At 37.1% G+C, this 11,515-nt stretch carries 11 protein-coding genes and 1 pseudogene; 7 read left to right on the top strand and 5 right to left on the bottom strand.

Annotated elements, in window-relative coordinates; genetic code table 11:
- Positions 1-22 precede the first annotated feature (22 nt).
- The 3 genes and pseudogenes from GGR42_RS14145 to msrA all read right to left on the bottom strand — a co-directional run bounded on the left by GGR42_RS14145 (position 23) and on the right by msrA (position 2,929).
- Positions 23-1,351, bottom strand: a complete 1,329-nt coding sequence (locus GGR42_RS14145) for a Gfo/Idh/MocA family oxidoreductase (RefSeq protein ID WP_167965342.1) — start codon at positions 1,349-1,351, stop codon at positions 23-25.
- Positions 1,352-1,353: 2 nt separating this feature from the next.
- Positions 1,354-2,028 (bottom strand): annotated as a pseudogene (locus GGR42_RS14140) (3-keto-disaccharide hydrolase); the annotation flags it as partial.
- 232 nt (positions 2,029-2,260) lie between these two features.
- Positions 2,261-2,929 (bottom strand): peptide-methionine (S)-S-oxide reductase MsrA, encoded by a 669-nt coding sequence (msrA, locus tag GGR42_RS14135; RefSeq protein ID WP_167965340.1) that lies wholly within the window; start codon positions 2,927-2,929, stop codon positions 2,261-2,263.
- Between the two features lie 135 nt (positions 2,930-3,064).
- Here msrA and GGR42_RS14130 point away from each other — a divergent pair, with 135 nt between their 5' ends.
- The 4 genes from GGR42_RS14130 to GGR42_RS14115 all read left to right on the top strand — a co-directional run bounded on the left by GGR42_RS14130 (position 3,065) and on the right by GGR42_RS14115 (position 5,167).
- A complete protein-coding gene (locus GGR42_RS14130) occupies positions 3,065-3,745 on the top strand; it encodes a peptidoglycan DD-metalloendopeptidase family protein (protein WP_167965338.1) in 681 nt (226 codons plus the stop codon).
- 186 nt (positions 3,746-3,931) lie between these two features.
- Positions 3,932-4,171 carry a hypothetical protein gene (locus GGR42_RS14125; protein ID WP_167965336.1) on the top strand — a complete coding sequence of 80 codons (240 nt, stop codon included), beginning with the start codon at positions 3,932-3,934 and terminating at the stop codon, positions 4,169-4,171.
- 279 nt (positions 4,172-4,450) lie between these two features.
- Complete coding sequence (locus GGR42_RS14120) at positions 4,451-4,669, top strand: hypothetical protein (RefSeq protein WP_167965334.1); 219 nt, start codon at positions 4,451-4,453, stop codon at positions 4,667-4,669.
- 279 nt (positions 4,670-4,948) lie between these two features.
- The gene (locus GGR42_RS14115; protein WP_167965332.1) at positions 4,949-5,167 is read left to right on the top strand and encodes a hypothetical protein; all 219 of its coding nucleotides are present in this window, start codon (positions 4,949-4,951) and stop codon (positions 5,165-5,167) included.
- Between the two features lie 10 nt (positions 5,168-5,177).
- Here the strand turns inward: GGR42_RS14115 and GGR42_RS14110 are convergent, their stop codons facing one another.
- Entirely contained in the window at positions 5,178-5,888 is a 711-nt protein-coding gene (locus GGR42_RS14110; RefSeq protein ID WP_167965330.1) for an arylesterase, read from the bottom strand.
- 72 nt (positions 5,889-5,960) lie between these two features.
- Between GGR42_RS14110 and GGR42_RS14105 the strand changes: the two genes are divergently transcribed.
- The 3 genes from GGR42_RS14105 (at position 5,961) to GGR42_RS14095 (ending at position 9,913) form a co-directional block, all read left to right on the top strand.
- Entirely contained in the window at positions 5,961-6,650 is a 690-nt protein-coding gene (locus tag GGR42_RS14105) for an ABC transporter ATP-binding protein (protein WP_167965328.1), read from the top strand.
- A gap of 50 nt (positions 6,651-6,700) precedes the next feature.
- On the top strand, positions 6,701-9,202 hold the full coding sequence (locus GGR42_RS14100) for an ABC transporter permease (RefSeq protein ID WP_167966402.1): 2,502 nt from the start codon (positions 6,701-6,703) through the stop codon (positions 9,200-9,202).
- Positions 9,203-9,655: 453 nt separating this feature from the next.
- Positions 9,656-9,913, top strand: coding sequence for a hypothetical protein (locus tag GGR42_RS14095; RefSeq protein ID WP_167965326.1), 258 nt, complete (start codon positions 9,656-9,658; stop codon positions 9,911-9,913).
- An 11-nt stretch (positions 9,914-9,924) separates the two neighbouring features.
- Here GGR42_RS14095 and GGR42_RS14090 read toward each other — a convergent pair whose 3' ends face one another.
- Positions 9,925-11,514, bottom strand: a complete 1,590-nt coding sequence (locus GGR42_RS14090; RefSeq protein ID WP_167965324.1) for an amidohydrolase family protein — start codon at positions 11,512-11,514, stop codon at positions 9,925-9,927.
- Between the last annotated feature and the right edge of the window lies 1 nt (position 11,515).

Genomic DNA, 11,515 nt, shown 5'->3' with positions numbered 1-11,515 from the left:
AAATAGAAGTACTTCCTAACACCTACAATTTGGGCTCCCAGCCTTTTTCATATTCACGTTTCCAGCTAGCCATTGCTTTATCATTGTTCATTATTTTTCCAGTTGCAGTATCCACTTTTAAAGTTTCTCCTGCATCTTGAGCCATGTTTCCAAGATGACAGAGCATAGTAGAAATACTACCATCTGCAATGGGAGCGTTCAACTTAATATCTGTTTTTATTGAATCAAAGAAATTGGCAACGTGGTAAACATCCAAAAGACCTTCGCCTCTAGAACCTGTAGTTTCACTTGAACCTTTCTCAAATTCAAATTTTAAGGCATTACCCCCCAAGTCGTACAATTTATAATAGTTTCGGTCCAACTCAATGGTTCCCTTGCTTCCATATAGAACAGCTCCACGCCCTGGTCTTGATGGTTTCAAGATTCCTCGGCTGTGCCCTGTCCAGGTAATGAACTTATTTTTCTTAAAAGAGAAAGTCACTTGTTGGTTATCTGGATATTGCCAATCATCATCATAGGCATATTTCCCACCAAAAGAAGTTACACTTTCTGGAAGGTCTACATTTAGGGCCCAACGGCAAATATCAATTTCATGGGTACCATTGTTATGTACTTCCCCTGTTCCCCAATCCCGTATCCAATGCCAATTATAAGGATGTATGTTGTCTTTATATTTTTGTCTTGGGGCAGGACCTTGCCAAAGATCCCAATCCAATGTATTGGGAACATCGACCACCTTGCCTTTGCCCATGGAACCACGATTATTGGAATAATAACATTCTCCTTTATAGACCTCACCAATAATTCCGTCCCGAATATCCTTAATGGCGTTTATAGAAGTAGGGGCAGAGCGTTGCTGGTTTCCCATTTGTACTTTCTTATTGTATTTTTTTTGGGCAGCTACCAAAAGCTCATTTTCATGTGGATTATGGCTACATGGTTTTTCTACATAGACATGTTTGCCCGCCTGCAATCCCCAAATGGCTATTGGAGCATGCAAATGCTCGGGTGTCGCAATAAATATGGCATCCACATCCTTGTCGTCTAGGACCTTTCTAAAGTCTTTTTCTACTTTGGGAACATATCCCATGTTTTCTTCACACCAAGCATTGTGCTCTTCAAGAATAACATCGTCAACATCACAACTATAAATAATTTTAGCATTGGGATAGGCATTAATGGCCATGCAATGCGCCTTGCCACGACTTCTTACACCAATAACTGCAACCTGTATCTGTTCATTTGCCCATAAAATATTTCCATATGCCGTTTCAGGGAAAACAAGCCCACTTAAACTTACGGCAGCCGTTCCTGCAGTGGCCTTTTTTAAAAAACTTCTTCTTGTTGTCATGTTTATTGGTTTGTTATTGGTTTTATTTTAATATTCTTGAAAAATACATTGTCCCCATGGTCTTGTAATAAAATATGTCCTTTATTTGCCTCTCCAAAATTTGGCCATACTTTGTATTTACTTTCTGATACAAGCTTGAGATATTCATCACTTTTTCGCTCATATTCCAGAACTTTTGTTCCATTGAGCCAATGTTCTACATGGTTGTTTTTAGATAAAATATATGCGGTGTTCCATTCTCCTATGCCATTAAAGGGTTTGTTGTTGTCCGCCTTAATTAAATCGTAGACTGATGCCAAAGTTCGACTGCCCTCATGGTTGCCCAATTTTGCATCTGGATGGTGTAGGTCATCCAAAATTTGGTATTCCAACCCAATGGAAGAGCCCTCTCCCTTGTTGAGGTCTGTGTTTACATAATACTTAATGCCACTATTGGCACCCTCGGTAATTTTAAAATCGACCTTAAGTTCGAAATCCCCATATTGTTCTGTGGTTACAATATCGCCTCCTGCTGCAGATTCTGCACCTCCCGTGGAAAGTACAATAAGCTCCCCATTTTTTATTTCCCATCCTTTTTCTGGGAAATGGTTCAATTTTCCTCCTCGCCATCCTTTAGTGGTTTTTCCGTCCCATAGGAGTTTCCAACCATTTTCTTCTTCATTTTGGGTCAGTTTGTTATCAATTAACATTGATTCTGCTGAAGTTTTCTTGTTCTCTTTTGGTGTATCCCGACAACTTACAATAAAAAGGGTCAATAGGAATAGACTAGAAAAGACAGTAGATTTTTTCATTATTTTCATATTAGAACCATTAAATATATTGATTTATAAAGAGACAGTCTAAAATGAAGGACATAAAAAAAGCGACTCACGTGAGTCGCTTTTTGCACCATTGGTTGTAACTAGCGAATCAATGGGCTTCCTTTTTCAATAGCATAGGAAATTTTTTCTGAAATTTTTTCAATCGGGGAATGGATACGTTTCTAATGTATGGATTATTGGGGTGTCTTTTTTCATAATCCTGATGGTAATCTTCGGCATTATAGAATACCCTAAATGGAACAACCTGAGTTATAATTGGGTCATCGTAAACCTTATCAGCTGTCAATTTACCAATATACTCTTCTATGATTTTCTTTTCTTCATCATTTTTATAGAAGGCTATTGAACGATATTGAGTACCTCTATCCGGTCCTTGCCGGTTTAATGTTGTAGGATCATGAGAGCCAAAAAATACCTGAACAAGGGTTTTAAAAGAAATTATTTTTGGATCATAATATACTTCTACAGCCTCTGCATGGGTAGTCCTGCCGTAACCGACCTCCTCATATGTTGGGTATTCTTCTGTGCCACCGGAATAACCAGAGATTACTTCGGTTACTCCTTCCACACTTTCAAAAACAGCTTCCACACACCAAAAACAACCACTCGCAAAATATGCAGTTTCGTATTCTTGCAAATTAAATGCTACAGTTCTATCTATTTTTACAGATATTTTGTTTTTTTCAGCTTCCTTGGGCTTACAATTTATTGATGTTATAATTGTGAGTAAAAGAATAGATGTTTTGAGTAAATTCATCTCGAATTTTTTAGGTTAGTATTGATAAAGTATAAATCCTTACAATGAAAGGGGATAAAAAGATGTTAACAGAATTTTTGTTGAAATGGGTATTTTAGTTCTAATTTCAATTTGTATTTTGAACATATAATAGTAATGACATCTCTAGAGAGAACCCTTAATTGCTTTTCTGCTGAACCTATACATATTTTGGATAAAGGTATTTCCTTGTCTAAATATACCTTACTGGACTTATCAGTTGAAAATATAGAAGTAAAGAATATGGATATGGCAGACCCTACTGTTTGTCAAACGTATATTGATTCTATATTAAAACAGGGAGATGCCCTAGTTGCTTATGGTGGTTATTTGGAACAAAGAGGGTTATATGCATCCAATTCACACTTTTCCGGGGAAGACAAGGAAATTAGGAATATTCACCTTGGAGTCGATTTTTGGGCACCGACGGGTACAAAAGTACTCGCTCCCATTAAAGGAAAAGTACATAGTTTTAAGAATAACAATATAAAAGGGGACTATGGTCCTACTATTGTTCTTGTCCATTCTTTGGGGAATACTCAGTTTTATACGCTCTATGGACATTTATCTTTGGAATCTTTAGATGGGCTATTTGTTGGTAAGGAGTTTTTCATGGGTGAAGTATTGGGGACTTTGGGTGCTCCAGATGTAAATATAAATTATGCCCCCCATCTCCATTTTCAAATTATTAAGGATATCCAGACATATATGGGCGATTATCCCGGGGTTTGTACCACGGAAAATAAGGGATATTATGCTTCTAACTGTCCCAATCCATATTTTCTTCTAAAAATCTAGCTCTTTTTTAACGATAAAAGACACAAAGTTTCGGTAAGCGGATTTTTGTGTTCAATACCCTTGTCGAGTAATTTTCACACTTTAACCGATAATCGAACAGATACCGATTAATAAGGGGTTTTTAGCGATTTGAAAAGGGTGCCTATACCCATCTAGCGTTAAATTTACATAGCAAAACAACAAGTCATGAAAACTATTTTAACTTTAATCTTTGTTCTTTTTATCGGAGTTGCTTCTCAAGCACAGGACGGTAAATTAGAAACTAAAGTAGAAACTGTTACCATGACAATTGTTACTGCTACTTCTTACGAGAACGTTTCCATTACTTCTGAAAACTCTGTTGCTAGAGTATACAAGTTTAAAAACTCTAAGGTTTTAAAGGAATTATCTTTCACTACAAAGAACAACAAAGTGAAATTGGCTTAATAGCTTCTAACCCAAGTTTGTCAATAAATAGAATTTTCCCAAAGCACTTTAGTATTCAACTTTTATGTAGACCCAACATTTTACTTTTAAAAGGGTCGCCGATGAAATACATATAATATCGATTAACGTATTTTCCCTTTAAAGACAGGGGACAAACCAATTTTCGCCTTATATAAATTTTTATACCACTCACCGAAAGTGACCTACCATTCACCTACATCCGGTTCAATGAGTGTTGGTTGTGGGATAAATTTACATCAACAAACAAAACAACAAGTCATGAAAACTATTTTAACTTTAATCTTTGTTCTTTTTATTGGAATGGCCGCTCAAGCCCAAGATGCTGCAAAAGAAGTTAAAGTTGATACGGTGGAATTGACCGAGAAAGTTTCTGAAGTAAAAGAAAATAGTGTTGCTCGTTTGTACAAGTTCAAAAATTCCAAAATCAAAAAGGAACTGTCTTTCGATACCAAGGCGAACAAAGCTAAATTGGCTTAATAGCTTCTAACCCAAGTTTGTCAATAAATAGAATTTTCCCAAAGTACTTTAATATTCATTTTTTTAGTAGACCTAGTATTGTGCTTGTAAAGGAGTCATCGATGAAATACATATAATATCGATTAACGTATTTTCCTTTTAAAGATAGGGGGCAAACCAACTTTCGCCTTATGTAAATTTTTATACCACTCACCGAAAGTGACCTGCCATTCACCTACATCAGGTTCAATGAGTGTTGGTTGTGGGATAAATTTACATCAACAAACAAAACAACAAGTCATGAAAACTATTTTAACTTTAATCTTTGTTCTTTTTATTGGAATGGCCGCTCAAGCCCAAGATGCTGTAAAAGAAGTTAAAGTTGATACGGTGGAATTGACCGAGAAAGTTTCTGAAGTAAAAGAAAATAGTGTTGCTCGTTTGTACAAGTTCAAAAATTCCAAAATCAAAAAGGAACTGTCTTTCGCTACCAAGGCCAACAAAGCTAAATTGGCATAAAACAACAGTACTAGTTAATTGAATCTTCCAATTTTACAATATCTTTTAAAACATTCCAGACATTATCTGCTACAATTTTTTGACCTTCAGCAGTTGGGTGGATACCATCCTCCTGGTTCAATTCTGGAATACCTCCAACATTTTTCAATAGGAAAGGGATTAGATATACCTCATTCTCTTCTGCTAGCTCATAAAAGACATTCTTAAATGCAGAAGTATATGCTTGACCCATATTAGGAGGAATCTGCATACCTGCTAACACAATTTTGGCTTGTGGATTTTTTTGTTTGACACCTATAATAATGGCTTGTAAATTACTTTTGGTCTCGGTAATGGGAATACCTCTTAATCCATCATTGGCACCAAGCTCCAATACAAAAACCTCGACTTGCTGGCTCAATACCCAGTCCAAACGATTTTTGCCCCCAGAAGTAGTTTCCCCACTCAATCCAGAATTGATTACGGTGTAATCAAGTCCCATGGAATCCAATTTTTGTTGAATTAAATATGGAAAGGCTTCTTTTTCATCATCAAGGCCATAGCCTGCTGTAAGACTATTGCCATAAAAGAGCATTACTTTGTTTGTAGTATTTACGGCCTTACTATTGGTTGAATCGGTTTCTTGAATTACCTCAGTTTCCTTTTCTTTCTTGGTTTCTGATTTGCATGAAGCCAACAAAATCAATACTAAAAAATAACTAAACTTTAATACTTTACCCATGTATGTCATGTCTTAAAAACGAAATCATTTCCTTAATTTGCTGGTTTGAAAAACAAATTATAAAATAATGATATGGCAAAGATATTAAACGTCACCCATCTTAAAAAAACTTATAGTAGTGGTTCAAAAGAATTGACAGTCTTGGATGACATTTCTTTTGATGTGGAAGCAGGCGATACCTTTGCAATTGTGGGACCCTCCGGAAGTGGAAAAACAACTCTATTGGGACTGTGTGCTGGATTGGACCAAACCAATTCTGGAACAATTGAGCTTTGTGGTGTTCCATTAAACACTTTGAATGAGGATGAAAGAGCGCTATTGAGAAATGAAAAAGTAGGTTTTATTTTTCAGGACTTTCAATTGTTGCCAACTCTAACGGCCTTGGAAAATGTTTGTGTGCCCTTAGAGCTACAAGGAAACAAGAATGCCAAAAAAGCAAGCATGGAATTACTAAAAAAGGTTGGACTGGCTGATCGATACCACCATTATCCATCACAATTATCGGGAGGGGAGCAGCAAAGAGTTGCTTTGGCTAGGGCCTTTTCCAACCAACCATCCATTTTGTTTGCAGATGAGCCTACGGGGAATTTAGATGAAGAAACGGGTGAAAAAGTAGTGCAATTACTTTTTGAACTTAATAAAGAGGCTGGGACCACTCTAATAATTGTTACCCATGATTTGGAACTTGCTAGAATGAACAAACATATTCTTAGATTAAAAGGAGGAAGAATTATGGCGAACGAAAGAACTGTAGAGGCGTGAACCATACTTCTAGAACTTATTCTAAGGCAGATGCGCAGTGGCTTTTTAAAATGGCATGGCGAGATGGTAAAGCAAGCGGTAAAAGACTTGTGCTTTTTATGGCTTCCATTATTTTGGGCATAGCCGCAGTGGTATCCATACAATCCTTTAGCAATAATTTAAAAGAGAATATTACCATACAATCCAAAGCTCTCATGGGGGCGGATTTTGTTATAGATAGTGAACAGCTTCCTAATGAAAAAGTACAGAGAATAATAGATTCCCTTGGTGGGCAAAATGCACGAGAAGTAAATTTTGTTTCAATGGTTGCCTTTCCAAATAGTGGGGCTACCAAGTTTATGCAAGTAAGGGGAATAGAGGGTGGTTATCCTTTTTATGGAACACTTATGACCAAACCTATTTCTGCTGGCAAGAAATATCAAAGGAATAATGGTGCATTGGTGGATGGAACAGTATTGTTGCAGTATAATGTAAAAGTTGGAGACAGTATAAAGATTGGGAATTCCGTTTTTCCTATTTTGGGCACATTGCTTTCAGTTCCAGGTAGTACTGGGATAGGGGCTTCTTTTGCCCCATCGGTATTGATTCCTTTTCATAGTGTTGAAGGAACTGGACTTCTACAAAAAGGGAGTAGAATAGACTACAATTATTATTTCGTCGCAAAGCCAGAACAGGATTTGGAGTTGTTGAATGAAACTGTGGATCCGATTTTGGATGCAGAACGAGCCGATATGGATACACATACAGAAACCAGTGAGCGCCTGGGCCGGCGATATGAAAATGTTGGTCGTTTTTTAAACCTTGTTGCTTTTATTGCGCTATTGCTGGGTTGTGTAGGTGTTGCCAGTTCAGTTCATATTTATATTAAGGAAAAACTAAGGGCCGTTGCTGTGCTAAAATGTATTGGGGCCACCCGAAAACAGACTTTTCTAATTTATCTTATACAGATAGCCGGTATGGGATTGCTTGGGGGGCTTATTGGTACAGTGGCTGGATTGGTTCTACAGCAGCTCTTTCCATTAATTTTGCAAGGATTATTGCCGTTTCAAGTAGAACTTTCCATATCGTTCCAAGCTATATTAATGGGATTGACATTGGGATTGTTCATGTCGGTTTTATTTGCTCTTTCTCCATTATTGAGCACTTGGTATGTATCTCCCTTACAAGTGTTACGGATAGATGAACAGGGGTCTTTTGCGTCAAAAAAAGCTAGACTATGGGTTTTGGCCGCTATTGTATTGTTTACCTTTTTATTTGCTTTTTGGCTTTTGCAGAATTGGCAACGGGCATTCGTTTTTGTTGTAGGTATTTTAATAACATTTGCGGTATTGGCCGGATTTGCTAACCTTTTTATGAAGGGTATAAAAAAGTATTTTCCAAGTTCTTGGGGTTTTACCGCACGCCAAAGCTTATTAAATTTGTTCCGCCCCAACAACCAAACCACTGTGTTGGTTCTTGCCATTGGCGTTGGTATGTTCTTGATTAGCACACTCTATTTTACAAAAGATTTTTTGTTGGCAAAAGCAAATTTGGAAAACAATGAACAAAGCCCCAATATTATTTTATTTGACATACAGACCGAGCAAAAAGAAGCTGTTGTTAACAGTATTCTTCTAGATGAATTACCGGTAATTAGTACTATACCAATTGTAACCATGAGGGTACATAGTATAAAGGGAAAATTGGCCAACGCTATTAGGTTGGATACCACTTCTACCATAAACCAGTGGATCATAAACCATGAGTTTAGAATTACATATAGGGATTCCTTAATTTCGTCCGAAAATTCAGTCGAAGGAGAATGGCCATCGGTTGCAATAGCGGGTGAACCCATACCTATTTCTTTGTCCGATAATGTTGCCCGGGATGCCCAAGTGAAATTGGGCGATCATATGGTTTTTAATGTACAGGGGGTTATAATGGAAACTGTAGTAAGGCATATTAGGACCGTGGATTGGGGTCGAGTACAGTTGAATTTTTCTATCCTATTCCCTAAAGGTGTATTGGAAAAAGCTCCTCAGTTCCATGTAGTGACCACACATGCTCCTGATGAGGCTACTTCTGCAACTATGCAAAGGGAGTTGGTGCATAAATTTCCTAACGTGTCCATATTGGATTTACGACAAATACTTAGCCTAATAGAGGATATTCTAAATAAAATTTCCTGGGTGATTAATTTTATGGCATTTTTCAGTATTCTTACGGGTATAATGGTGTTGATAGGTTCTGTGCGTACCAGCAAGTACCAGCGTATAAAAGAGAGTGTGCTGTTGCGAACAATTGGGGCAAGAAGTAAACAAATATTAAGGATAACGGCATTAGAATATCTTTATTTAGGGCTTTTGGGTAGTGGTATAGGTCTCTTATTGGCTGTTCTAGGTAGCCAAATGTTGGCCTATTTTGTTTTTGAAATACCATTTACTCCTTCTTGGGTACCTTTCCTAGTGATTTTGCCAGGCATAACATTTTTGGTATTGTTAATTGGTTTGGGCAATAGCATTAGCGTGTTAAGAAGCCCTCCTTTGGAAGTATTGCGCAAGGAGAAAAGCTAAACTTACATATCATATTTTTTGGGAGAAATAGGTAAAGAGCTTCTTTAATCGCTTTTCATTTTTAACTTTTATTCTTTTTATTGGAGTGGCCACTTAAGCCCAAAATACTAAAAAGGTACCTAAAGCGAATAGGGTTGAATTAACGGAGAAAGTTTCTAAAGTTAAAGAAAACAGTATTGCCCGTTTGTGCAAGGTCAAAAATTCAAAAATTAAAAAGGAATCGAGTTTTGCAACCAAAACCGCTAAAGCTAAATTTGCTTAATTCTTAAATATTAGGGTTGTACAGTTAAAAATAAACAATCAAATACGGGTAATACAGATAGTTTGCCAATATAAACAACTTTGCAGTTTGTCGAATTTTTAGCTCAATGTCGATTAAATAGTACTGTTAAACGATTTATTCCATTGATATATGTAAAGTGAGCGTTAAGAAAGCAAATAAACCCCATTATTATGAAAACTATCTTAACCTTAATCTTCGTATTTGTGTTCGGGGCTTTGGCCGTTGCACAAGATGTAAAAACAGATAATAAAGTAAATACCAGCGTAAATGGTATTACATTATCTTATTCTGAACCCACAATTTCTGTATTTCCAGAAATAAAAGTGTACTCTGACAAGGGTATTGCTCGAATCCTTTTATTTAAAATGGATAAATTAAAAAAGGAGCTTGCCTTTAAGACCAAAGAGGGTAAACCTAAATGGGTATAGTAAATGGATATTTATTCCTTTATTCCTGGTTGCAATATCTTGTAGCCTAGTTTTTGTTTTTCTAAAACAACCATTTCCTTTACATCCCTTAGTAATTGCTTTGCGTCATAAATAATACCATCCTTAATGGTGTATGTTACACCACCTACCCGGACAACTTCATTGTCTTTGGTTAATCTTACCGCTCCCGTACCGTATAATACCTTGAGATTTTTTAAGGGATTCTCATCCACAATAACAAAATCTGCCAATTTCCCAACGGCAACCGTTCCAATTTTATCGTCTATTCCCAATAATTGTGCTCCGTTTAAGGTAGCAGAACGTATGATTTCCAATGGATGAAAACCTGCTTCTCTTAACAGTTCCATTTCTCTAATGTATGCAAAACCATATAATTGGAATATAAACCCAGAATCGGAGCCGGTTGTGACCCTACCTCCTCTATTTTTATATTCGTTGATAAAGGTCATCCAAAGTTTATAATTCTCTTTCCAGGCTACTTCTTGTTCTGTTCCCCAATTGTGCCAATAAGAACCATGGGATATTTTACTGGGCTGATAAAAATCCCAAAGGGAAGGCATTGTGTAATCTTCATGCCATTCTGCCCGTCTTGCCCTATGTAAATCCCTACTTGCCTCATAAATATTAAAAGTGGGGTCCAAGGTGAAATCCAAACTAATCAATTCATTCATTACATTGTTCCAATGTTCGGAATAAGGCTTGGCGGCCTGTTTCCAAAGTCTTCCAGCTTGTTCGAAACGATGTTGCTCATTTTGATAATTATAGTCCAATGGATAATCTTGTACAGTTCTATCCTCAAATAATGCTTCTGGCAATCCATACCAATGCTCCATAGAGGTTAACCCTGCTTTGGCCGAATTCAGGACATTCCAACGAGCAACATCCATTTGTGCATGGTGACAGGCTGAGCCCAATCCCAATTTTCTATTTTCATCTAAAGCGGCAGCCATAATCTCGGGAGAGGCACCAAAGAATTTGATGCCGTCAGCTCCTTTTTCAGCATTTGCCCTTACCCATTTTCTTGCTTGTTCTGGAGTACTTATGGGAGCATCATTTAATGGATTAAAATCCTTTGTTTTTTGCCCAAATACGGTATAGGTATATATTCTAGGGGCAATGATTTCATTTTTTTTACTTTTTTGTTTTAAATCCAAGGACCAATCAATTCCTCTTCCCCCAACTTCTCTAACTGTTGTGACCCCATGTGCCATCCATAGTTTAAAGACATACTCAGGCTCCGCACCTTGGGAAACCCCTCCAATATGAGTGTGTGCATCCACAAAGCCTGGCAAAAGAAACTTACCTGTACAGTCTAATTCTTTACCACCGGGTATTAATTGGGGTCTTTTGGATTCATCTATTTGTACTCCAGGGTAACCTACCACTTGGATTTTTACAATTTTATTATTCTCCACCACAATATCAATGGGCCCTCTGGGAGGTGCCCCATTACCATTGATAAGTGTTATTCCACGAATGATGAGTTGTGAAAAAGGACCTTCTGTTCCTTGATTTTGGGCTTTAGCAGAAAAGTCAACTAAAAAAAGAAGGATTAAAATGTACGTAAGATTTATTTTCATT

It is taken from the genome of Saonia flava, from assembly GCF_011927795.1.
GTDB classification, from domain to species: Bacteria; Bacteroidota; Bacteroidia; order Flavobacteriales; family Flavobacteriaceae; genus Saonia; species Saonia flava.
This window is presented reverse-complemented; position numbering and strand designations above follow the sequence as displayed.

Coding starts and splice junctions, on each gene's coding strand:
- GGR42_RS14145 (WP_167965342.1), bottom strand. CDS start 1,351: ATGACAACAAGAAGAAGTTTTTTAAAAAAGGCCACTGCAGGAACGGCT.
- msrA (WP_167965340.1), bottom strand. CDS start 2,929: ATGAATTTACTCAAAACATCTATTCTTTTACTCACAATTATAACATCA.
- GGR42_RS14130 (WP_167965338.1), top strand. CDS start 3,065: ATGACATCTCTAGAGAGAACCCTTAATTGCTTTTCTGCTGAACCTATA.
- GGR42_RS14125 (WP_167965336.1), top strand. CDS start 3,932: ATGAAAACTATTTTAACTTTAATCTTTGTTCTTTTTATCGGAGTTGCT.
- GGR42_RS14120 (WP_167965334.1), top strand. CDS start 4,451: ATGAAAACTATTTTAACTTTAATCTTTGTTCTTTTTATTGGAATGGCC.
- GGR42_RS14115 (WP_167965332.1), top strand. CDS start 4,949: ATGAAAACTATTTTAACTTTAATCTTTGTTCTTTTTATTGGAATGGCC.
- GGR42_RS14110 (WP_167965330.1), bottom strand. CDS start 5,888: ATGGGTAAAGTATTAAAGTTTAGTTATTTTTTAGTATTGATTTTGTTG.
- GGR42_RS14105 (WP_167965328.1), top strand. CDS start 5,961: ATGGCAAAGATATTAAACGTCACCCATCTTAAAAAAACTTATAGTAGT.
- GGR42_RS14100 (WP_167966402.1), top strand. CDS start 6,701: ATGGCATGGCGAGATGGTAAAGCAAGCGGTAAAAGACTTGTGCTTTTT.
- GGR42_RS14095 (WP_167965326.1), top strand. CDS start 9,656: ATGAAAACTATCTTAACCTTAATCTTCGTATTTGTGTTCGGGGCTTTG.
- GGR42_RS14090 (WP_167965324.1), bottom strand. CDS start 11,514: ATGAAAATAAATCTTACGTACATTTTAATCCTTCTTTTTTTAGTTGAC.